Below are 22924 nucleotides of genomic sequence, written 5' to 3'. Positions count from 1 at the left end.
TTTAAACTTTTTCCACCTGAGTGGCGTCTGATAAGTATAAGCAAATGAAAATAGTAATATTTTTTTCATTTCTTTCTTTCCTTAAAAATAAAATATAAAAATAAAAACCTCCTGACTGTGTGACTATTACAGCTGGGAGGTTTTTATTTTTTTGACTATCTCTCTCTATGAGAAAGATAAAACTTTACTTTTTATAACATTTATGATACTGTATTAATAGTAACAGAGAGTCAGACAAGAGCTTCATTGGTTAAGAAACCCTTCAACAGGGTTTAAGGTTAAATGGATTTTAAGAAAAACTTATCTGTATTAAAATTTTACGGAGGTAACACATGTTAAAAGGAACAGTTAAATGGTTTAACGATGACAAAGGATTTGGATTTATTTCAGCAGAAGACGGGAACGACTACTTCGCACATTTCTCTCAAATCAAAAAAGAAGGATTCAAAACTTTACAAGAGGGAGCGGAAGTAACTTTCGAAATCACTGAAGGTGCAAAAGGTCCTCAGGCTTCAAACATCGAAACTGTATAATTATATATAATTTTGAATATTCAAAGTGGTAGAAATTTCTACCACTTTTTTATTGACTAAAAATAAAAACTTTAGAAGAAATAAAGGAATTTAGAATTAAATACGAATTAAAAAAGAGGGAAAATAAAAATGTAGCAGATATAGATTTAAAACACAGGATTGATTTCCTATATACCCTGCTATTATTATTCATTAATTAAAATTTCGACCTAAAAAATAAAGAAAAGGAGCATTATTTTATGAAATTTATCTCAAAACCAAATTTTAGTTCTTATCTGCAATTTGTTTCAAAGCTAAGCTTTTCCTTGGCTGTCTTAGTATCTTTTTTAAGTTATAGTTATTCCAGCTATGCCATGAGTGCTTTGGATATGTCCGGTGCTTTAGTATCCGTTGAAACAGAAAAAACAAACATGCCGGTTTCCTTTACCTTGAGCACAGGTGTTTTAAACGGGGATTCCCACGAATATGTATATTATCAAACCGGGGAAAAACTGAGTGAGCTTACCTGGAAACTCGATAATGTTATTATGGTGGGAGGTCAGATATCCGCAGAGATCACAAAACAAATAAGTTTAAATGCCGGAACATGGGTTAAAGCCTCTGCTCCTTCAACAACTATGACCGATTACGACTGGACGGACATCAAGAATCCCGACCAGAGGACTCACTGGTCAGAGACTGAAACAGAGCTGGAGAAAGGCCTTATGGCAGATATCAATATAAATGGGGTACTCCTCTCTTCAGACTTGTATTCATTTTCTGCAATAGCCGGTTTTCACTACGATAACTGGAAATGGAACTCCATGGATGGGGTCTTCAGCTACCCTAATGGCAGCGGTAAGTTTTCAGATGTCGTTCCCGGTATGGATTCCAATGACAGCTCTGTTATCTATGAGCAAAAGTTTTATGCTCCTTATCTGGGATTTGGATTTAATTTAAGTTCATCTAAATGGTTATTCAACTCCAGGATCATAGCTACACCATTTGCAAAGGCCGAAGGTATAGATGAACATGTTTTGACCAACTATCTTTACAAAGATACTTTTGAAGAGATCTTCTATTTCTCAGCAGGGGCTTCTTTAGCATATCTCTTTACCGATTATTTTTCTATGAATCTTTCCTTTGATTACCAGAAGTATGATTCTACAAAAGGTGATACAAAACTAACCAACCTGTCCACAGGAGCAACTTCTAAAATTTCTGATGTTGCAGGGATATCCCATGAATCTTATATGGTTTCCCTGGGTGCAAGTTATAGATTTTAACTATTTTTCATTGAAAGAGACCAATATTTTATAGTTGGGCTCTTTTTTTTATTATAAAAATAAAAAACCCTTGACTTTCAATTCAAAAATTGTTATTATTATTTTGTAAACAATACAAATTTGAAATAAAACCAAATAAAATATAAGGAGTGAGCAGAATGGCTAAAATGAGATGTACGGTATGTGGGGAAATATTAGATGCAAGTGTTGAGGTATGTCCGGTATGTAAGGCAGGCAAAGATAAATTCACAGCCTATGATGAAAATGCTGCTGAAGAGTGGGCAACTGAGCATAAATTAGGAGAAGGTTTAGCCTGCGGGGATGCAGAGATCATCGAAGGATTAAAAGCTAACTTTGCAGGAGAGTGCACAGAAGTGGGGATGTATTTAGCAATGTCAAGAGTAGCAGACAGAGAGGGATATCCGGAAGTAGCTGAAGCTTACAAGAGAATAGCATTTGAAGAGGCAGAACATGCAGCTAAATTTGCTGAGTTATTAGGAGAAGTGGTAACTGATTCATCGGAAGAAAACTTAAGATTAAGAGTGGCAGCTGAATATGGAGCTACATCCGGTAAATTTGAATTAGCTAAGAGAGCTAAGCAATTAGGCTTAGATGCAATCCACGATACGGTGCATGAGATGGCTAAGGATGAAGCCAGACATGGAAAAGCATTCAAAGGTTTATTGGAAAGACATTTTGAAGGAAAATAATTAAATTAAAAACTAAGATTACTATATAAATAAAGAGGTGGAAGATATGAAAAAATATGTTTGTGAAGTATGCGGGTATGTCTATGATCCAGAAGTTGGAGATGTAGATAACGGAATCGAAGCTGGAACTAAGTTTGAAGACCTGCCTGAAGATTGGGTTTGTCCGCCATGCTGCATGGGTAAAGATGTATTTGCTGAAGAAAACTAAAAATTCTAAACTCCCAGGAAATCCTTGGGAGTTTTTTTTTATAAAAAATAAAAAACTTTTAAACTTTTTCCACCTGAGTGGCGTCTGATAAGTATAAGCAAATGAAAATAGTAATATTTTTTTCATTTCTTTCTTTCCTTAAAAATAAAATATAAAAATAAAAACCTCCTGACTGTGTGACTATTACAGCTGGGAGGTTTTTATTTTTTTGACTACCTCTCTCTATAAGAAAGATAAAACTTTACTTTTTATAACATTTACGATACTATATTAATAGTAACAGAGAGTCAGACAAGAGCTTCATTGGTTAAGAAACCCTTCAACAGGGTTTAAGGTTAAATGGATTTTAAGAAAAACTTATCTGTATTAAAATTTTACGGAGGTAACACATGTTAAAAGGAACAGTTAAATGGTTTAACGATGACAAAGGATTTGGATTTATTTCAGCAGAAGACGGGAACGACTACTTCGCACACTTTTCTCAAATCAAAAAAGAAGGATTCAAAACTTTAAAAGAGGGAGAAGAAGTAACTTTCGAAGTCACTGAAGGTGCAAAAGGTCCTCAGGCTTCAAACATCGAAACTGTATAATTATATATAATTTTGAATATTCAAAGTGGTAGAAATTTCTACCACTTTTTTTATGAACTCTTATGTTTAGAACCAGCCAATTTTTTATTCTTTTCTCCGGTGCTCATACTATATAGAAAGATACCTAAACCAATAAAGAAAATACCTATAATCATATTTGTGCTTAAAACTTCCCCGAAAACTATAACAGAAATAAAAATAGTAAAAATACTTTGAGTAGACAATATTACAGAAGCTTTTTCAGCATCTACAAATTTTAAAGCCTGATTCTGTGCTGTGTAAGCAAAAGCTGTTACCACAATGCTCAGATATAATATATTTAATGTTAAGGCTTTAGTCAAAGGAAAAGGGGGTTCATTAAATATATTAATAAATATCAGAGAAAAAAGGCCGCATAAAAACATCTGTATAACAGAAAGTTTCTTATAGGACATCTTCTCGGAATTTTGTTCTAAATATACGATATTTAAAGCAAAAAAGAATCCGCTTAAAATTGAATAAAAATCCCCTATACTAAACCCATTAAGATAAAAACCATTTTTATTGACATAAAAAATACCGATTGTTATGAGGAATGAATAAGATATATTTATTGCACTGAACTGCACTTTTTTTAAAAATCTTTTAATTATTAAAGTAAATATTAAGTAAGAAGAAAACAGTGCGGCACCTCTCGCCGCTGATATATACAGCAGCCCATAACTCATAGTAAAAAACATTATAAAGACAAATATCGAGGACCAAAAACATATTTTCACCTCTTCTTTATTTATTTTTTTTAGTTCTTTAAAATATATTACCGATAATATCAGTCCTCCAATAAAAAATCTAATTGTTAATAAAGAGAAAACTCCAACCCCTAAATTGAAAGAATATTCCATGGAAGGATATGCGCTTCCCCAAGTTAATGAAGCAAAAATCAATAATACAATCCCATATAAATTAGCCACGTTAGCTGCCCCCTGTTAAAATAATTAAGTTGATGAGATTTCTACAAATATTCTTTTAATGTAAAACTGGTTATTGAAAGTCTCTTATAATAAAATTTATTTTTATCCCTCTAAATTTACGTTTTCTAATCGCGATTAGATTTGATCATTACAGTTATAGTTCATAACTTCACATAAGTCAATACAGCAGTCCGATGAAATGATTATTTTAAGCACTAAAATTAAAAATTTTTGATGTTGCAGGGATATCCCATAAATAAAAAAATATTAAATAAATTTAAACTTTTTCCACCTGAGTGACGTCTGATAAATATAAGCAAATGAAAATAGTAATATTTTTTTCATTTCTTTCTTTCCTTAAAAATAAAATATAAAAATAAAAACCTCCTGACTGTGTGACTATTACAGCTGGGAGGTCTTTATTTTTTTGACTCTCTCTATGAGAAAGATAAAACTTTACTTTTTATAACGTTTATGATACTATATTAATAGTAACAGAGAGTCATACAAGAGCTTCATTGGTTAAGAAACCCTGTAGCAGGGTTGAAGGTTAAATGGATTTTAAGAAAAACTTATCTGTATTAAAATTTTACGGAGGTAACACATGTTAAAAGGAACAGTTAAATGGTTTAACGATGACAAAGGATTTGGATTTATTTCAGCAGAGGACGGGAACGACTACTTCGCACACTTTTCTCAAATCAACAAAGAAGGATTCAAAACTTTAAAAGAGGGAGAAGAAGTAACTTTCGAAATCACTGAAGGTGCAAAAGGTCCTCAGGCTTCAAACATCGAAACTGTATAATTATATATAATTTTGAATATTCAAAGTGGTAGAAATTTCTACCACTTTTTTTATTGTCTGGAAAATGTCGGTGGGGGGGACTTAAAATCAAAGGATTAGAGTTTAAGGTAGATCCCATTCACCATAAGACTAAATTATTTCAGTTTAAGATCTTTAGGAGAGCTGATTCGATAAGGGAGTTGTTTTTAGGGAGGATTAAATTTATAAAGAAGGAAACAAAAGGGGAAGAGAGTATTTAAAATAATATACAATTTAATGAAATATATTAAAAGAAAAAAAGGAGGTATTTGTATGTCAACAATCAGCAAGAAACTACAAGATAAAATCGTATCTACAGGCAAGATTAATACGGACGAATCATTTAAGGAATTGTGTGCCCTAGCCTACGAAGAGGGACATAAATATGTTATCAGAGCTCGCCTATACGAAGGTGGAGAGTTCGTTGCATATCTTCATATTAAAGGATTGGCTGCCGAAAAAGATAAGGAGCCTAAAGATTACCAACATTTTCATATCAGCTTTTTAGAAGTAGGTATCAAGGAAACATTTGGTGTCGGTATGATTTGGGGAGTTTTAGATGAGCTGCCAAAAGGCATAATCACATTTGCAAAATCTGAACCACAGGAAGCAGGTGATTTTGGAATGCTAACATTATGGCATAAAAAGAATTACCTTGGACTCCTCGGAACTTTTAGTGATGGGTTCGCCTCCGATTTAATGGATGCGGGCGTGGGTACTCTTCACTATGATAAAAAAAGTAAATAATTTTGTTTGTATATTTAGTAGTTATTTGTTTGTATTTTTATTTAAAAGGAGAAAGAGTTAAAGGTAATAGAAAAATTATTTTTTTAGTAAAGTAGGAAGTCATGGAAAATAAGAATCCTGAACGTGAAGTATTTCGTTCGGTGATACCGCATATCTTCGAGTTGATGGCAAAAGAAAAACCCTATAAACTGAAGCTACATTCTGATAATCAAGTTAATTTCAACTATAAACTATCAAAAATTCCTAGATAAAATATTTAAATAAATTTTAAATACTCAAGAAAAAAGTCTACCTTAATTGGTAGACTTTTTCTTATATATATTTCTTTTTTAGGAGCATTTAAAAATAAATCTTCTTCTATCTCTTTATTTTCAATAAAGTTTATAGGTTCAACTCTTATTCCCACTCTGTAATCGTTATTTTTCATAACCTTAATAAAATTAGGGGTTCAATATCATTTTTATTAAGAAAAATATAAAATAATCACATTTCAATCACATTTAGTTTTGATTAATTGCTTTTTCAAAAATTTCTATAGTTTCATCGCTCATTTTTTTAGTCACATGTGCATAGGTGTCCATAGTGGTAGAATACTTATAATGACCTAATCTTTCTTGTACATCTTTCATATTTGCACCATTTTCAATCAACATAGTAGCATGAGTATGTCTTAACATATGAAAATTAAATTTTATTCCATATTTCTTTTTTAAAGCTGTTCCATTTGATTTTATTGAATTAGGCTTTATCCATCTACCATCACTATAAGTACATACAAAGTTTGATTGAATATAGAATTTACCTCTTTTAAATTTTTGCTCTATCTGCTCAACTCTCCATTTTTTTAATTCTAAAATAAGAGTCTTTCCTATATTAATAGTTCGTATTGAACTTTGAGTTTTTGGAGAAGATAACTTCACTTCACTACCAAGAGTAACTGCATTTTTATTTACTGTTATTATCCCTTTGTTTAAGTCTATATTATCCCATTCAAGAGCTATTATCTCTCCTAATCTCATTCCAGTATGTAGACCAACAGTATAAATAATATTAAATTTTGTGTTTTTCCACAATTTTGTTAATTTATTTAAATTATCCATAGTGATGCTTTTTTCTGTATTGCTAACATCCTCTATTTTTGGCATTTTTAAATGTTCCGCAGGATTTTTCTTCAAAAATTCACTGGGAAAGACAGAATATCTAAATATTAATTTAATATAAGTAAATATGCTAGAAATATACTTCTTTTTATACCCTTCTTTTACTTTATTATTTATTATTTCATTAATTATAGCAGGACTGATCTCTCTTAATTTATAATTTTTTAATACTGGACGTATATGCTTTTCAATTAAAAATAATTTGTTACGAACAGTAGATTCTTTCAAATTTACTTCCATATAATTTTTGATAAAATAATCTAAATAATCATTAAAAGAAATGTCAGAAACTATTTTAAAAGTTCCTGACTCCTCAATCTCTTGTTTAAATTGTCTATATTTCTGTTCTGCTGCTCTTTTGGTTTTAAAACCTGTTCTCCTAATTTGTTTTCTCTTACCATTTTCTCTGGGAGCATCTAAAACAAAATACCAAGTACCTCTAATTTGATCTTTTTTTATGTGCACTATTCCCCTCCTTCCTTTTAATAAACGTATTTAATGTATATTCACTAACTTTTAAGCAACCTAAACCTTTAATAGATGGTAAGTCTCCCGTATCTAACATTTCTCTCAATTTAGAATCTTGAATTTTTAACCTTTCTCTAACTTCCTTAAATGATAACAATCTATCTGGATATACTTGTTTTAATCGTTCCTCTAACATCTGTCCAATATTTTCTAATAACATCTCATTTTCCAATCTAATCAACCTCCTAAAACCTACCATTACTATTAAATTTTGTATTTAATACTACCCCTTCACCAACTTCAAATTATTTTTATTTTCCCATTCTTTTTCTTTATCTTTAACAGCCTGTTTCATATCTTTTAAATAGATCGCTAAGGCATCTATATCAGCCTTTAAAGAATTTAATTCATTCCCATCTTCTACTTTAGTAATCCTAGTTTTCATCTTTTCTAATTTTTTATAATTTACATAACTTTTAGTTTTCTTTTCAAATTCGATTGCTATCTGATCTCTTACAGGAGCTAATAACTCTTTTATAGTTTCAGCTTTTTTTATTCCTCCGTCAATTATCTTTTCTCTGGCATCTGCTGTAACATCTTTATGAGTCAAAAATCTAACTGACTGGTTAGAGAGTGATGCAATAAAGTCTTTTTTATCACTAAATTCTTGAAACAAGATAAATCTTTTATTGAATTCAGATATATTATCTTTAGTTAATCCATTAGCTTGATACCACTTCATAAAATCACCAGACTTTTTAAATTTTAAAGAGATCTGATGAAGAGTTATACATATATCATAGAGAGATTCAGATATTCCCATAAACCTTTTTCTTAATTTCTGTTCACTATTTTTTATAAACTCAATATCTTCTTTTTCAATTTCGCAACTTCCGAAATCAAAATTCGAAACATATATTTCTTTTTTTACTGCTTTTTGAAGTTCTCCAAAGACATCCAATTACATCACCCCCTTTACGATTTTTGCAAAGATTTGCTTTATCTCATTATATTGTTTACTCTTAGTTTCCATAATTGTTTTTGATTTTCTTGTAAGGTGCATAATTTTTATAGTTTGATAAATTGGATCAGTGATAACTGCTCCTACACTCTCTAGGCTCTCTTTTAATTTACTTAGGTGTTCTTGCTCCATCTTACTCCTGCCAACTCGATTAGGGACAATTAGAGCTACTTTGTCTACTCCTACCTCTTCAATAAGGTTGACCATTCCCTTAGTAGTTACATTATCAAGGTAAGTAGGTATAACCACTTTGTCACTCACTTCAAGGAAAATATTATCTAATTTCAATACTGGTGATCCATCTATTAAAATATAATCATATTGATTTTTAAAAACTTCTATTACATCCAGGAATCTAGTTTCAAAAGTTCTCTTTATCCCAGTATTTGTAAGAGGGACATAGAACAATCCCTTTCTTAGTCTGATTAGATCTGAACCTTTCCCATCAATGTACCCTTGGAGTCCATCACCATAGCCTGATTTAGCCCCTGCCATCTGCATGATATTGTTTTGTGAATCAGATGTAAGGATCAATACTTTATTTTTCTTATCATCACTTGTTTTTGATAATGTAGATAAGATGTGAGCAGTCCAGAAGCATAATAGTGACTTACCCACTCCTCCCTTATTATTTTTAAATAAAATTACTTTAGCCATTAGACAATCACCTTATGCCCTGTTATTCCTCTTTTTCTTTTGATCTCTGATTTGATTTGCTTGGTTTGTCTATTTGTCAGAACATATTCACTTTTTAAAATAAAGTTTAGATCCTCTAAACTCATTGCTATAATTTCTTTATGATTTGGTCTTAATTTTTCATTTTTCATTTTCCTACTCCTCCTAAATTAACTCATTTTACTTATTTGAATTTTTATATGTTCAATAACTGTTTCCAGTTGAGATTTTCTGATGTTTAATTCTATTATGTTTTTGTCTGCTTCTTCTTTTAAATTTTGACTTATCCATGACCTATCATCTTGGACAATAGGAATTAACATATTTCTATAATCAACTATAATTTTTATGTCATCTTTTAACGTTCTTTTAATTTTTTTAAGAACCCTATATTAATTTAAAACCTAATAACTCCATTCCACTTCTTCCTCTAGTAAATAGGCATCCATTGCCTCACTCTCTATTTCATCTATCGTAGTTGCTGTTTTATCTCTAAAAGTTAATGTTTTTAGTTGTGGGATAATATTTCTATAAAAATTATCCCAATCTTTTATTTTGCCTTTTATTTTTATTTCCATCTTACCCCCTAAATTAAATACAAATAATCAACTTGTGGTATAATCTAGTAGAACCATTTAGCGGTGGTTCGACTTTGTAGGAACACTCCTAATTTCTTCTATTTTCTTTGGTCGGATAAATTTTAGCTTTTAAGTGTTCCTCTTTTTTATTTGGTTTATAATTTTTTATTGCCCAGAATAATGTAGTTTCTGTGATCCCTAGAGCATTGCAATACATCTCTATCTCATATTCCTTTAATCCCTTCCTAAGTTCTACAATTGTTATGTTAAATCGTTTTCTTAGCTCTGTGATTAAATTATAAGGTGTCATAATCTTATCCATCAATTCCCCCTGTGAAGTTTGTTGTATCTATTACACAATATTCTTTCTAACTCGATATTAACTATGTTTTCATCACTTTTACTCAGATTATTATATTCTTCATATCCAAATGATTTAGCTATTTGGTTACATAGGTCATTAATTTCATCTTGGAAGGTGATTTCTAGCATATGAGCTAACTTATCAGCTTTAGTAACTGTTTTTGGATCTACTGACTGTACAATCAGATAATCTTTATCCCTTAGGATAGCCACCAAGACTTGAGGGGTCATAGGTTTATTTTTAAGTTTCATAAGGCTAATAGCTTTTTTTACATCATCGATACTTTCATTTGAATGCTCTTTGATGTTTTTTAAGGTATTAGGATTTATATTTTTCATATTCCCTTCTGAAAGTAGTTCTTTTAGGTTTTTAAAAAAAGTTTCATCAGAGGCGGTAGCAGATTTTGCTTCTTCTATGCTACTGCTTTTTTCTTTTCTTGGTATTCCTTTCTTGGTATTCTTTGTTAACCCATTTTTTAGTTGGGAGTCACCTTTTTTTAAGATGGGGGTAGACTTATTTTTAGCCAGTGGTGTCGGAGTATTATTGTTAAATAATTGTTTAGCCTCTTTACTCAGCCTTAGAACAGAAAATACTCCTACAGTTGTAAATTCACTCTCAGCTATTTCACTCCCTCTGACTATGTGAGACTTGCTCTCTAGTAACCCTTTCTTAGACATATTATGTATTCTATTTTTAAGTGCCTTAACGTCTTTATATAGCAATGGGAAATCCTGCTGAATAGTCTCGTAATTTACCCAATGATAAGTTTTACTTTCTATAACTATTTCTATTGATTTTTCTGATAAAGTAAAATCTGCAATTCTTCTAATTAAAATTAGATCTTCCAAACTTAACTTATATTTTTCTTTCATTTCTAAAGCGACATCTTGCCTAAAATTGAATATATAATCTCTCATAACTTCCCTCTCTTTTTCTTCAAATTTTCTTGGATCATCTTTTTTTCAATAGTTGAATTTTCATCTCTAATTTTCTCTCTGCAACAAACTGCATATTCCAAGAGCCAAGCTCTCACCTCGTCATCTAAAGTTTCATACTGAACCTCTAAGGCATCTATCTGCTCTCTTTTTTCAAAGAAAACTTCATTGAATTCTTCTGTTTTTTCATCTAACTTTTTTAATTCTCTTTTCATTTCCTTTAGATTATCTAGCTTAAGAATAATTTTTCTTTCTTTTGAAAATGATCTCTGCATATCTTTATTCCATTTGTTTAAATTAAAACTCTTTTTTCTCCTTTCATCATCCAAATCATCTATTACCTTTGCATGTCTCAGATGCTCTTCAAATGTTTCAATTCTTACCTGCATATTCATGCTTCTTTCTAGCTCTAAGGATAGAGCTGAATCCGGTCTTGCCATATTTAACCTCCCTAAAATTTCAGAATTATTTCTTAAACAAAATACTATAATTTAATCAAAAACTTAATTAAAAGAATTAGTATTGTTCCAACAGAGATAGTAAAGCTAATTCTTAATATTAGACCTATAAAACTAGCTATTAATAGCAATCTTTCTTCAGATTTTTTAGCTTTTCTATAGTCATCAATAGTTTTTTCTATAGATTTATTAGACTCTTCTTTTATCATCTTTCCCTCCTATAACTTGAATTTTTTTATTTCTTTTTCTTCTCTTTTACTTGCATCTCTAACTGAGTTAATATGTTTTTGGTAACTGACATATCAAGGTCTAGTGCTACTAATTCTTCTAAATGTTTTATATGCCTGTCTTGCGCTCTTATCAGCGGCATCATAATTAGTACTCCTAATAAGAGACCTATAGATAAAGTAAGTCCTTCACTATTCTTAAAAATCGTAATCCCCTCCTAATTAAATAAATTTCCTATTTTAAATAGTAACCTATTTAAAATACCACTCCATTTCCGTTACTTTTCTAAAAGTTTCATTTTAACTTATTTTTTAAAAGAGTTAAAAAGTCTTGATCATTTTTTCTTATCTTTCTATAAAAGCTTTGTTTACTTACTCCTAAAAGGTTATATAGTTCTCCCATAGTTAAACCTTTCGAGTAGACTAAGCTTTTTATTTCTAAAAGTTTCATCACATCACCTCCGTTACTTTTGTATCTTTTTAAAAGTATACAACATGGCGTTACTTTTGTAAACAGTTTTTTTAGAAAGTGTTACTTTTGTATCATTTTGTATAGTATTATATTAAGTAAGACAGTAAATAAAAGGAGTAAAATTATGTCATATGAAGTTAATTATGAAAATAGAATGAAATTAGCAAGATTACTCAAAGATGCGAGAGAAAAAAAAGAGTTAAAAGTTAATCAGCTTTCTGTTAAAGCAGACATAAACAAATCTCTTATTTCTAGAATTGAAAAAGGACAATTATTAAAAATAAACCCTTTTTTAATAAAAAAATTAGCATCTGCTTTAAAAATAGATTTTAAAGAGTTATACAAAATAGTAGGGTATTTAGATGATAATGATTTCGGGACTTCCGAAACTACTTTAAAAGAAAAGTCTAATATCGAAGTAATAGAAGGTGAATATATACAAGTTCCGATTTATGATTCTGTTTCAGCCGGAATTGGAAGAACTCCTGATCCAGAACCTAGCGATTACCTTTCTTTACCATTAATGATGGGAAAAGGTTGTGTAGGTATCACCGTTGATGGAGATTCTATGGAAACAACAATAAATAATGGTTCTGTAGTTCTTATCAAAAAAGATGTAGAAGTAGGGCAGAACGATATAGGCGTGTTCCTCTATGGTGATGAAGCATTAGTAAAAAGATATAAGTGTATTGAAGATAGATGTTATTTAATTTCCGATAATAAAGATTATCCAGATAGAGAAATTAGAGAAGATGATGATTTCAAAGTTTGCGGTAAAGTAGTTTGGATTTTGAATAAGGCATAGAAAAAGTTTTAGGGGGAGAGAACCAGTGATATATAAAGATATTGTAGAAGAATCAATTGAAAAATTAAAAATTTTAGAAACGTTTAAGGATAGAATAAATATACTAGAAAAAATGCTCTTAGAGTATAACCAGTTGCAAAATAGTAGTTGGAACGAAGTTCCTGTTAGTGGCGGTTTCGCTGGGAATGGTATACAAAAAACACTACAAATTAAATTGGCTTCTGTACAACTCTTTACTAGTATGACATTTAACACAATGGAGAATTATAATTTTTTGATAAAATTGACAAATTACACCTTTTCTAAAGGCGAAAATTTTTGTGATGATATAAATGAATTAATAAATGTTTTTCAGGAATATATGAATGACTTAGATATTTATCTAAATTCAAGTAAGAACCATTTAAAAATACCAAAATTTTTACAGTCTATTAGAAAACTTATAAATTCATATAGAGGAATCATTAATGAAATAAAAAGAATTGAGAAATACGGTACTATTTTAGAAAATCAAAATTATAATAATGGAGAGATTTTAGAACTACAGTTTTGTAACGGTGTTAATAGTCATAAAGAGATTCTATATTTATTGACTGTCATTCCTGATCTATATAAGAGAGGTCTTGATTTATTTCAGTTAGATGAAAAGGAATTTCCTTTGGAAATCATCAAAATTGAATCAGGAACTTTTTTTAGTAAATTAGCTGGGCATCCTGTGATTATAGGATTAATAAGTTCTGCTCTAACCTTTAGTGCTAATGAAATATATAATCACTATTCTCCTACAACTAAAGTAAAAAGAGAGAAAGAAGTTTTGGAAGTTATTGGCGAAAAGCTAGATATAATAGAAAAAATGGAAGGTCTAGGAATGGATACAACTAATATGAAAGAGGATGTTCAAATTTATACAGCGAAGCTTTATAAAGATACTAAAAGAATTTCTAAATTAAGCACTAAAATGAAAGTAAATAATGAAGTTTTTCAAATAGAAAAAGGTAGTGAATTGTTATTCCTTAAAGATCAAGAAGACTTTATTCAAACTTTATCACTTCCAAGCTTAGAGGATATGGAAGAAGGAACAGAGAAATATACAAGTATTTAAAAAAATTTGGAGTATAAAGCTTAGAGGTGAGTTATATGGATAAAATTTATTGGATATTTAGAATAATTTTATATTATACTGTTTATCAAAATATGGAAGTATTCGGTAATTCAATCGATTTTATAATAACCATGGTAATTATATATTATATGCCTAATATGGGTTTTAAGTTTATGGGTTTAATAATGGATGAAATTGATAGTTGGACTAAGTAAAAAAATTAATAATAGAATATATATTAGTATGGAGGAAGAATAGAAACATGAAAATGAAAAAAATTTTTGATATTATTAATGATATCGATATAAATGATTTAATTATCCCAGTAACTAGTCAACAAGGAATACAGATTGTAACTATATCAGAAGAGTTTAGAAGAACTGTTAAAAGAATCCTAGAAATAGAATCTTTTAAAAAACATGAAAAAATATTAAAAGATGCTTTTTTTAATGATAATTTTGTGACATATAAATACGACTCAAAAATACAAAAAGCATCAAGTATTCTCAACCAAATAGCATTAAGTTCTAGAATGTATGCAGAAAATTTTGGTGAATTATACCCTAAATCTGATGAACATACCATCTCAATAAAATTACCAACTCCAAGTTCTTTTGATGATTTATCAAAAGTATATAAATCTTTAGATACTGCAATATCTCAAGTGATTTTCCATGATGAAATTGTAGGAAGTAAGATTGAAATTAAAAATTTTGACAATGGATCATTTTGGACAGATATTAGTTTGGGTTGCATGGTAGCAGTTCATGTGGTCGGAAGTGTTGTTTGGGCATCAGGTTTTATAAATAATCAAAAAATAAAGCTGAAACTACACGAACAAGAGGTCGAAAGAATTCAACTTTCTAACGACCATTTAAAAATAGTTAAAGATGCTCATAAGAAGTTAATTAAGCAATATATAGAAATGGAAGCTAAAGCAATCCAAGATAAACATTTTACTTCAAATGATTCTGAACATTTAGAAAGAATAAAAAACTCGATCAAAGAATTTAGTACTCTTATTGAAAAAGGTACCGAAGTTCATCCAGCATTAGAGGTTGCTAAAGAAATCAAAACAGAATATCCTGATTTTAAAAAATTAAGTTTTATTCAATCGAAAATACCTCAAATTGAGAATAAAGCAAAGGATCAAACAGAGGATCAAGAAGAGACTCCATCATTTACATTTGTATAATTTAATAGCTATAAAAAATAAAATTTAAATAGATTAATAAAGGGGGAGAAAATACAATGGCATTTTTTGGAAAACCTAAAACAGAAGAGGAAAAAAATAAAAAAGAAGAAAAAAAACTTTATGAAGAAGTAGGGAAATATTTATTAGATGGGGAGACAATAGAAAAAACATTTGGAATAATAGATAAAGCATATCTTACAAATAAAAGAGTCATCTTCAAAGATAAAAATTTATCTTTCTCAGATAAGACATTAGAAGAAATGGTCTTTATACCGATTAAAAATATCGACTCTATTTCAATTGTTAAAACTTCGGGAATTATTGCACCTCATTCAGTAGTAATCAAATGCAAAGGATCTAGTAACTCTATGCGTTTTGGGAAGGAAGATTCTACTGTTATTGACTTTGTAAAGGCAATTAGTAGAGTAACAGTTTAAAAAAATTATTCAAAGAAAATATTTTAGGAGATAAAATGAATAAAAAAATTAGAGAGCATAAGCTTCAATTGCTTGAAAAAAGATTAAATTATGAAGAAAATAGAAGAAACAATCTATACACTAGGCTAACCCTTCCGATAACTTTATCTACTCTAATTTTAGGAGGTTTTGGTTATGTTTTTAATAATTTATATAGGATTTCTCATATTTTAATTTCAAAAAAAAATGTACTTTTTTTTCTAGTTTTTATTTTAATTTTTGTTTCAATTTTACTTGTCGCATTAGGGGCATTTTATTTAATAAAATCTCTATTTGGCTATAAATATGAGTATCTGCCATTGCCATCAAATCATATAAAAGATATAGATAATGCTGTAAACTACTATGACCATGAACATTATAAAGATTGGGAAAAAAATAAAATAAAAATAAATATATACGAAGACATTGATAATCTTCATATTAAAAATGCAATATTTATTGGAGATATTAATACAAAGGAAAATGATAGAAGAGTAACTAATATATATAAAAGCATCAAAAACCTAACAATTTCAGGGCTAATTCTGTTAATTGTAATAATTTTTATTAAATACGAAGGAGGAGAAATGAGCGATAAAGAGAATAAACCAAAACCAATTCCACCAAAACCAATTCCATCAAGTACTGTCTCTCTTATGGAAAACTATGACCTAGGAACTGATGGTATTACTTTCGAAGATTTAAGTATTGGGTTCGAAACAATTAACACAAATCTAGAAGATAATAATAAGAATGATAAATAATTATATCTAGATACAATGTTGTAGGAATCAAGAGTCAAAAATTATTTTGGCTCTTTTTTTTACAAGTTGAATTTTTCTTAAAAAAAGGTTAATATAATTAAAGAACAACTAGTAAATAGTAAGGGAATTAAAGATAAATATAAAACGAGTGAAAAAATAGGAGGAAACAAAAATAATGATTGAAAAAATTAAAACTACACTTTCTACAAATGATTATATTATTGTAATTGACACTAGTTCATATCTAGATTTATATAGATATTCCCCGATAGTTAAAGACACTTTTCTAGATGCAATTGAAAAAATTAAAGATAAAGTTTCCATTCCTAAGGTCGTAGAATATGAATTTTTTAAAAATTATAAAGATGTTATGAAGGATTTTAAACCAACATTTATTTTTAAAGAGCTAGAAAAAATAAACGACAAATATTCTGAAAATATTATAAAAAAATTAAAAGTTTTAAAAGATTTTGAATTTCCTAATATAGAAAAAACAATAGAAGAAATAAATGACAAAATTGAGCAGATGGAAAAAATATTGGAAGATTATCAAGAAGATCATGAAATCATTGAAACAATCAAAGAAGATTCAAATGAAAATGATAAAGTTATTCAATTAATAAATTCTTTGAAGGCACAAGGAAAAGTATTAAATGGTTTTCCTATTGAAAAAATATATCAAATATGTGCCGAAGGAAAGAATCGGTATAAAAATAAAATAGCTCCAGGATATGGGGATACAAAGGGAAAAGAAGGAATTGCGTTATACAGTGATTTAATTATCTGGTTTGAAATAATAGAGTTAGCAAAAGAACAAAATAAAGACATTATTTTTGTTACAAGTGATTTTAAAGAATGGAATCAAGTTAGCGACACAAGTGTTTTTCCTAAAGAAATGGAAAAAGAATTTAAGAGAAAAGCAAATAAAAATATTATAGGTACAAATTTTAGGTCATTTATAGATGCAGTTATGCAAAATTATGGTATAAGAAAACCAGAAGCAATAGAAAAAATTCTTGAATTTACTTCTAAAAAATATTTAAATTGTTTAACAGAAGATAAAATAATAGAAGACGGAATAATAGATGCTTATCATGAGGACATCGTTTATAGTGGAATTGCCTCAGTTAACAATGAAATATTTTTTAGAGATAGTGGAGAGTATTTTAATTTTTCAGATGAAGATCCCGAAGTAATTATTTTAAATAAAAAAATAGAAGAATGTTTAGAAAATGAAATTATATACTTATTTGAATTTGAAATTATTGCTAAAGGAATTTCGGAAGATATTGTTTTTATAGAAAGTATTGGTGAAAGTTTTGATAGAGGGGATTATAGATCCTATATTCTGAAGAGCAAAGGAGAAGCTAAACTTACACAAACAATAGAGAATTTTAACGAAGAAAATTTATATGATCATTCAAATTCTACAATAAATGTAGAATTTGAGATTTTCCAAGAAGAATATAGCTATGATCAATCTGAGTTATGTGTGGAATGTCAACAAGAAGTTGGAGGTTATCAGAATAGCTCAGGAGAACCTATTTGTCAGAGATGTATGGATGATACAACTACTGGATTTTGTTGTGCTGGCTGTGGTCTGAAGTTTCCTCATGAAGAAGATACAGGCGGATTTTGCAGGGCATGTGCTGATGAAATGTAGCAAGTAAATAAAAAAAGGTAGTTTCCACTACCTTTTTTTATTTACTTCTTAACTTTTCCCTAACTCCATGTGTATAATATAATTGACTGAAGAATTAGAAAATTATCACACTGGAGGAAATTATGGATAAGAAAAAAAATGAAAAATTAGAAAAAGTTATTTCAGAATTAAAAAATCACATGAATAATAATCTACATGGAGAAATGACCGTAGTTCTTAAGGATGGTTATCCAATAAGAACAAAAACATTCACAGATAATAAAATATAAAAGTTATAACAATTAAATAATGCAAATTGTGAGATTCGTACAATTTGAAATTTTGGAAAGATAGATCTGTAAGACCTGCCACTGGAAAGAGCAATTATTTGCTACTGAGAAAGAGCAGCTTACACATAGAGACATCTTTTGACTATGCCATCAGTAAGACTGAAGCATAAGAATAGGCTATATTAGCCTGTTTTTATGCTTCTTTTTTTTTGAAAAAATAAGGGAGGAATTATGACTGAGAGTATCTTAAAAAAATATATTAAATTAAAAAACCAAGCCACTGCATTAAAAAGGTGTGCTTCCCTTGATCCCGAAACAATGAAAGGGATTAAATATGATCCTATCATAGCTGGAAAGAGTTCTGCTAAATTTATACAAGGGAATGAAGCAATCGAGCTTGTAACCCTCAAGAAAGAAGAACTACTTATAAAGGCAAAGAGGGCTGAGGAAATTGCAGATAATATATATAACACCGTCCTTGAATTAAAGAATGAGAAAAATGGAGAAGAGTTATTCAATGTTATTGATCTCAGATATTTTCAAAATAAGAAGTTTGAGGAAATAAAAACAGCAATGCCAGAGATAGAAATGTCTACCATTTACCGTAGAAGAAAACAAGCTCTAAGGATACTTGAGGATATGTACCTATTGTCAGTCTATATGGCGATATAAAGCTACAAATAAAATTGACAGTAAATTGACAGTAAATTGATAGTAAAAGGGCTAAAATTATATGTTATAATTATAGTGGGTTAAATAGGTACACTTATTTAGACCTCACATAAAATAATATTTGATGCTTGGACTCGATCCAGCATCTAGCCCTTAGGGGCTTTTTTTATTTCCTTTAATTTATACTGGAATATATTTTATTTTAACTATCAATTTTACATTTTTAAGCAGATGTTAAACTGGTGTTTAGGATTAAGTATAGCCCTTTAAAATAAATGGATTTAAGAGAGTGGCGAGTTATACAGACTATGAGATATGTAAAACTCAAAGAGGAAAAGGGAGGAGAAAAGAGGTGATGAAATGAATGCAGTAGATCCAATAAGAGATTATGAAAAAATAAACGAGTTTGAAGAGAAAATGAGAATGATAGGAGAAAGAGAGCATATTTTATTTTTACTTGGTATTTATACTGGATTGAGAATATCAGATCTCTTAAAGTTAAAAGTTTCAGATGTAAAAAATAGAAGTCATTTTGTTTTAAAAGAACAGAAAACTAAAAAACTAAAAAAAGTATTTATCAATAGGTACTTAAAGACAGAGTTAAAAAAATATATTATTGGTAAGAGTAGTAATAATTTTTTAGTTCAGAGTAGAGAGGGACAAAACAAACCTCTATCAAGACAGAGAATATGGCAAGTGTTAAAGAAAGTATCACTAGAGATAGGACTAGATAGTATAGGTTGTCATACTCTTAGGAAAACATTTGGTTATCACTATTACAATAAAACAAAAGATGTTGTATTTTTACAGGAGTTATATAACCACTCAAGCCCTGCTATTACACTTAGGTATATTGGAACCAGTCAGGATTTAAAAGATAAAGCAATTAACAATATGGACTTTAGGAGACGGTAATGATTAAAGTTAAATGTGATTATTGTGGGAAGAAAAATGGATATGGAGAAGAATGTTCCTGTGATGGGAAGAAGGAAGCAAGGGCAAAACAACAGAAATACTATAATAAAAATATTAGGAATAAAAATAGTGAGAAATTTTATTCTTCAACCAGATGGCGAAAGACTAGAGAACAATGTAAATTAAGATACTATGGATTAGATCTATATGAGTTATACAAGTATGGGAATATATCTCATGGATCACTGTCGCACCATATCATAGAGATCACAGAAGATCCCGAAAGAATATATGATATTGATAACCTCCTATATTTAAGCGAATCTAACCATAATGAGGTACATAGTGCTTACAATGAGAGTCTAAAGACTAAAAAAAAGATGCAAGATTTTCTTTTTAGTATCATGAAGAGATTTGAAGAAAATCATTAACCCCCCTACCCCCTGAAAATATTGGGATAGGGGCTCGTCATCGCTACCTAAGTCTTAATTTAAAAAATCCCCGAAAATGAAATGTTTTAAAAAGCTAAATCAGAAATGAGGTGATAAAATGGGAGGAAGACCAGCCAAGAGTGTTGGCTTATTAAGTTCCAATATAAGTACAGAAGAATACAGGGCAAGGAAAGATGCAGAGGAAAAATTAAAGGGTAGAAATGATAAAATAAAACCTCTAAAATATTTAAATAAAAATGCCAAGAAAATATTTAAGACTATAGTAACTGAATTAAAAGAGAGTGACATACTCTGTAATTTAGATATCTATATCTTATCTAGTTGTGCAGTTGCTCTGGATAGAATCCAATCAGCAGAAGAACTATTAGAAGAAAATATTTTAAATAAAGAGGCTAGAATAGTTCAAGATACATATATGAGGCAGTTCTTTAGATTATGCAATGAATTATGCCTGAGTCCACAGAGTAGGAGTAAATTAGCTAATGCAGCATACCAGTCAATGCAAGAAGATAATGACCCTGTATTGGAGGCATTACGAGGTGATGACTGATGATCTTACTGGATAGAGCATTAAAATATTGTGATGATGTTATCAGTGGTGAAGAAGTTACTACTTGGGAAGTAAAAAGACAGTGTGAAATATTTTTAGAAGATTATAGAATCAACCAACATAAAAAAGATTTTAAATATTATGCTGATGAAAATAAACTGAAAAAAATAAATAACCTGCTGAAACTTTTTAATTATGCAACTGGTTTTGTTGCAGGAAAACAGGTACTTGAACATCTAGTAAATTTTCAATGTTTTTTACTATGTGGAGTATTTTTATTTAGGTATAAAGATAAGCCCTATAAGTTTAAAAATAATGATATAACACTTTTTATAAGTCGTAAAAATGCCAAGACTAACTTAGTAGCAATAATATTTATACTGCTAATGCTCACAGAGCAACAACATTCTGAATTTTATAGTATATGCCTAACTAAAGAGTTAGCATCTGAGTTAAGAAAAGGAATGGTACAGCTATTAGAAGCCAGCCCATACATCAATAAATATTTTTCAATCAGTAAAACTTTTACAGGAAAAATAGAGTGTAAGATCACTAAAAATTTCTTTCAACCTAGAACTGCTGAAAGTGGAAAAAACAACTCAATTCGACCCTGTGCCTTTGTTTCTGATGAACATGGGAACTTTCAAGAAGCTAGTAACTTCAATGCCATGAAAGGTGGACAAAAAAACGTTTTAAATCCATTGGTATTTAGAACTACAACTGCATATGAAATATTTGCTTCTATAATGGAAACAGATATTGACTATATCAGAGGGGTTTTTAATGGTGGTATCGAAGATGATAACCAATTTGCGTTGCTATATTATGCAGAAGAAAAACATCTGTGGGATGATATAGGAATGTATCAATCAAATCCATTAAGGATTGAGGAAAACTATGAGATTATAAGAAAAAACAGGAAAACAGCTAGTTTGAAGCCAACTGTAAGAAATGAATATATCACTAAAGATATGAATAATTTTTTACAAAATAGTAGTTCTGAAAATTACCTTGATATTAAATTATGGAAAAAAGGTGAAGTGGAAAAAATAGAGTTAGAAGGTAAAAATGTAGTTGTGGCTATTGATTGCTCACTAACTACTGACCTAACAGCCATGAATATCATCTATAAAGAAGATGATAAATACTATTTAAAGGCTCATGCTTTTTTACCTGAAGGTAGCTTACCAAACAGGATGGAAAAAATAGATTATAGAGAAATGGCAAGGTTAGGTTATTGTACAATTGTAGAAGGTAATTATATCGACTATAATTTATTAGAAAATGAAATAAGAAAAATAGAAGATAAGTATGGATGTAATATACTTCTTATTTGTAGTGATCCTTACAACTTCATACAGAATTTACAGAATTTAAGCAATGATTATGAGGTAGAGGTAGTCAAACAGACCTATACTGAGTTATCAGCCCCTACAAAAGCATTTAGAAATGATGTCTATGGTGGAAAAGTAATTTATCAAAGGAATAAACTTTTGGACTGGTGTATGAGTAATGCCAAAGCAAAAGCAAGACATATGACAGGGGATATAATGTTAGAAAAAGTAAATAAAAATAAAACAAGAATAGATTTAGCGGTTGCAACCATATTTGGTTATAGTCAGCTATACATAAATGAAGACGAATATGATGCTATCGAAGCATTAGATAGTCAAGATTGGTAGGTGATGATAATTTTTAAAAAAATAAAAAATAAAATAAAAGTAATATTAGAAAAGATTATCTTAAATGAATTATTCATAATTGAAAGTCTTTTTTTTATTGGAATTTTTATCATAATTGCCACTAATTTTTGGATTAATAAATATTTAGGATTATACACAATAGCCTTATTTTTTATAAGTTTAAGCATATTTCTATTTCTATTTAGAAAGCGA

The 22924-nt window shown here is 29.4% G+C and carries 34 protein-coding genes; 20 read left to right on the top strand and 14 right to left on the bottom strand.

What is annotated here, in order from left to right; genetic code table 11:
* Positions 1–332 precede the first annotated feature (332 nt).
* The 5 genes from DYH56_RS05205 (at position 333) to DYH56_RS05185 (ending at position 3306) form a co-directional block, all read left to right on the top strand.
* On the top strand, positions 333–533 hold the full coding sequence (locus DYH56_RS05205) for a cold-shock protein (protein ID WP_114641803.1): 201 nt from the start codon (positions 333–335) through the stop codon (positions 531–533).
* Between the two features lie 239 nt (positions 534–772).
* Positions 773–1798, top strand: coding sequence for an omptin family outer membrane protease (locus tag DYH56_RS05200; protein ID WP_114641802.1), 1026 nt, complete (start codon positions 773–775; stop codon positions 1796–1798).
* A gap of 158 nt (positions 1799–1956) precedes the next feature.
* Positions 1957–2508, top strand: a complete 552-nt coding sequence (locus DYH56_RS05195; RefSeq protein ID WP_114641801.1) for a ferritin family protein — start codon at positions 1957–1959, stop codon at positions 2506–2508.
* Between the two features lie 46 nt (positions 2509–2554).
* A complete protein-coding gene (locus tag DYH56_RS05190) occupies positions 2555–2716 on the top strand; it encodes a rubredoxin (protein WP_114641800.1) in 162 nt (53 codons plus the stop codon).
* Positions 2717–3105: 389 nt separating this feature from the next.
* A complete protein-coding gene (locus tag DYH56_RS05185; RefSeq protein WP_114641799.1) occupies positions 3106–3306 on the top strand; it encodes a cold-shock protein in 201 nt (66 codons plus the stop codon).
* A 50-nt stretch (positions 3307–3356) separates the two neighbouring features.
* On the opposite strand, the gene DYH56_RS05180 is transcribed toward DYH56_RS05185, so the two are convergent.
* Entirely contained in the window at positions 3357–4256 is a 900-nt protein-coding gene (locus DYH56_RS05180; RefSeq protein ID WP_114641798.1) for a DMT family transporter, read from the bottom strand.
* Positions 4257–4860: 604 nt separating this feature from the next.
* Here DYH56_RS05180 and DYH56_RS05175 point away from each other — a divergent pair.
* Together DYH56_RS05175 and DYH56_RS05165 are read left to right on the top strand one after the other, a co-directional pair.
* Complete coding sequence (locus DYH56_RS05175; protein ID WP_028855210.1) at positions 4861–5061, top strand: cold-shock protein; 201 nt, start codon at positions 4861–4863, stop codon at positions 5059–5061.
* A gap of 291 nt (positions 5062–5352) precedes the next feature.
* The gene (locus tag DYH56_RS05165; protein WP_114641796.1) at positions 5353–5826 is read left to right on the top strand and encodes a hypothetical protein; all 474 of its coding nucleotides are present in this window, start codon (positions 5353–5355) and stop codon (positions 5824–5826) included.
* A gap of 256 nt (positions 5827–6082) precedes the next feature.
* Here the strand turns inward: DYH56_RS05165 and DYH56_RS15910 are convergent, their stop codons facing one another.
* The 13 genes from DYH56_RS15910 to DYH56_RS15890 form a co-directional block, all read right to left on the bottom strand.
* Positions 6083–6253: a hypothetical protein gene (locus DYH56_RS15910; RefSeq protein ID WP_158539060.1), complete on the bottom strand. Its 171-nt coding sequence runs from the start codon at positions 6251–6253 to the stop codon at positions 6083–6085.
* A gap of 73 nt (positions 6254–6326) precedes the next feature.
* Complete coding sequence (locus DYH56_RS05160; RefSeq protein ID WP_114641795.1) at positions 6327–7451, bottom strand: site-specific integrase; 1125 nt, start codon at positions 7449–7451, stop codon at positions 6327–6329.
* Complete coding sequence (locus tag DYH56_RS05155; RefSeq protein WP_114641794.1) at positions 7426–7686, bottom strand: MerR family transcriptional regulator; 261 nt, start codon at positions 7684–7686, stop codon at positions 7426–7428. The genes DYH56_RS05160 and DYH56_RS05155 overlap by 26 nt, the downstream gene beginning before the upstream one ends.
* Before the next feature lie 51 nt (positions 7687–7737).
* Complete coding sequence (locus DYH56_RS05150) at positions 7738–8415, bottom strand: hypothetical protein (RefSeq protein WP_114641793.1); 678 nt, start codon at positions 8413–8415, stop codon at positions 7738–7740.
* The gene (locus tag DYH56_RS05145) at positions 8416–9132 is read right to left on the bottom strand and encodes a ParA family protein (protein ID WP_114641792.1); all 717 of its coding nucleotides are present in this window, start codon (positions 9130–9132) and stop codon (positions 8416–8418) included.
* A complete protein-coding gene (locus tag DYH56_RS15905; RefSeq protein ID WP_158539059.1) occupies positions 9132–9302 on the bottom strand; it encodes a hypothetical protein in 171 nt (56 codons plus the stop codon). Before DYH56_RS15905 ends, DYH56_RS05145 begins: the two co-directional genes overlap by 1 nt.
* Positions 9303–9554: 252 nt before the next feature.
* Complete coding sequence (locus DYH56_RS15900) at positions 9555–9728, bottom strand: hypothetical protein (protein ID WP_158539058.1); 174 nt, start codon at positions 9726–9728, stop codon at positions 9555–9557.
* Between the two features lie 88 nt (positions 9729–9816).
* On the bottom strand, positions 9817–10050 hold the full coding sequence (locus DYH56_RS05140) for a hypothetical protein (RefSeq protein WP_114641791.1): 234 nt from the start codon (positions 10048–10050) through the stop codon (positions 9817–9819).
* On the bottom strand, positions 10050–11009 hold the full coding sequence (locus DYH56_RS05135) for a hypothetical protein (RefSeq protein WP_114641790.1): 960 nt from the start codon (positions 11007–11009) through the stop codon (positions 10050–10052). The genes DYH56_RS05140 and DYH56_RS05135 overlap by 1 nt, the downstream gene beginning before the upstream one ends.
* Positions 11006–11467, bottom strand: a complete 462-nt coding sequence (locus DYH56_RS05130) for a hypothetical protein (RefSeq protein ID WP_114641789.1) — start codon at positions 11465–11467, stop codon at positions 11006–11008. Before DYH56_RS05130 ends, DYH56_RS05135 begins: the two co-directional genes overlap by 4 nt.
* A 44-nt stretch (positions 11468–11511) precedes the next feature.
* Entirely contained in the window at positions 11512–11694 is a 183-nt protein-coding gene (locus DYH56_RS05125) for a hypothetical protein (RefSeq protein ID WP_114641788.1), read from the bottom strand.
* A 26-nt stretch (positions 11695–11720) separates the two neighbouring features.
* Positions 11721–11858, bottom strand: a complete 138-nt coding sequence (locus DYH56_RS15895; protein ID WP_158539057.1) for a hypothetical protein — start codon at positions 11856–11858, stop codon at positions 11721–11723.
* 149 nt (positions 11859–12007) lie between these two features.
* Entirely contained in the window at positions 12008–12163 is a 156-nt protein-coding gene (locus DYH56_RS15890) for a hypothetical protein (protein ID WP_158539056.1), read from the bottom strand.
* Positions 12164–12308: 145 nt separating this feature from the next.
* Between DYH56_RS15890 and DYH56_RS05120 the strand changes: the two genes are divergently transcribed.
* From DYH56_RS05120 to DYH56_RS05065, 13 genes are all read left to right on the top strand, one after another.
* Positions 12309–12989: a LexA family transcriptional regulator gene (locus DYH56_RS05120; protein ID WP_114641787.1), complete on the top strand. Its 681-nt coding sequence runs from the start codon at positions 12309–12311 to the stop codon at positions 12987–12989.
* A gap of 25 nt (positions 12990–13014) precedes the next feature.
* The gene (locus DYH56_RS05115; protein WP_114641786.1) at positions 13015–14091 is read left to right on the top strand and encodes a hypothetical protein; all 1077 of its coding nucleotides are present in this window, start codon (positions 13015–13017) and stop codon (positions 14089–14091) included.
* Between the two features lie 35 nt (positions 14092–14126).
* A complete protein-coding gene (locus DYH56_RS05110) occupies positions 14127–14306 on the top strand; it encodes a hypothetical protein (RefSeq protein WP_114641785.1) in 180 nt (59 codons plus the stop codon).
* 47 nt (positions 14307–14353) lie between these two features.
* Positions 14354–15286, top strand: a complete 933-nt coding sequence (locus DYH56_RS05105; RefSeq protein ID WP_114641784.1) for a hypothetical protein — start codon at positions 14354–14356, stop codon at positions 15284–15286.
* 56 nt (positions 15287–15342) lie between these two features.
* Positions 15343–15723, top strand: coding sequence for a PH domain-containing protein (locus tag DYH56_RS05100; RefSeq protein WP_114641783.1), 381 nt, complete (start codon positions 15343–15345; stop codon positions 15721–15723).
* Positions 15724–15758: 35 nt separating this feature from the next.
* A complete protein-coding gene (locus tag DYH56_RS05095) occupies positions 15759–16508 on the top strand; it encodes a hypothetical protein (RefSeq protein WP_114641782.1) in 750 nt (249 codons plus the stop codon).
* Between the two features lie 175 nt (positions 16509–16683).
* The gene (locus DYH56_RS05090) at positions 16684–18171 is read left to right on the top strand and encodes a PIN-like domain-containing protein (protein WP_114641781.1); all 1488 of its coding nucleotides are present in this window, start codon (positions 16684–16686) and stop codon (positions 18169–18171) included.
* A 122-nt stretch (positions 18172–18293) separates the two neighbouring features.
* Positions 18294–18440, top strand: coding sequence for a hypothetical protein (locus DYH56_RS15885; RefSeq protein WP_158539055.1), 147 nt, complete (start codon positions 18294–18296; stop codon positions 18438–18440).
* Positions 18441–18671: 231 nt separating this feature from the next.
* On the top strand, positions 18672–19112 hold the full coding sequence (locus DYH56_RS05085; RefSeq protein WP_114641780.1) for a hypothetical protein: 441 nt from the start codon (positions 18672–18674) through the stop codon (positions 19110–19112).
* A 360-nt stretch (positions 19113–19472) separates the two neighbouring features.
* On the top strand, positions 19473–20027 hold the full coding sequence (locus DYH56_RS05080) for a tyrosine-type recombinase/integrase (protein ID WP_114641779.1): 555 nt from the start codon (positions 19473–19475) through the stop codon (positions 20025–20027).
* Positions 20027–20458, top strand: a complete 432-nt coding sequence (locus DYH56_RS05075; protein WP_114641778.1) for an endonuclease — start codon at positions 20027–20029, stop codon at positions 20456–20458. Before DYH56_RS05080 ends, DYH56_RS05075 begins: the two co-directional genes overlap by 1 nt.
* 118 nt (positions 20459–20576) lie before the next feature.
* Positions 20577–21029 (top strand): phage terminase small subunit P27 family, encoded by a 453-nt coding sequence (locus DYH56_RS05070; RefSeq protein ID WP_114641777.1) that lies wholly within the window; start codon positions 20577–20579, stop codon positions 21027–21029.
* Positions 21029–22711, top strand: coding sequence for a terminase TerL endonuclease subunit (locus tag DYH56_RS05065; RefSeq protein ID WP_114641776.1), 1683 nt, complete (start codon positions 21029–21031; stop codon positions 22709–22711). Before DYH56_RS05070 ends, DYH56_RS05065 begins: the two co-directional genes overlap by 1 nt.
* The last annotated feature ends 213 nt before the right edge of the window (positions 22712–22924 follow it).

The organism is Psychrilyobacter piezotolerans (assembly GCF_003391055.1).
Taxonomy (GTDB): domain Bacteria; phylum Fusobacteriota; class Fusobacteriia; order Fusobacteriales; family Fusobacteriaceae; genus Psychrilyobacter; species Psychrilyobacter piezotolerans.
This window is presented reverse-complemented; position numbering and strand designations above follow the sequence as displayed.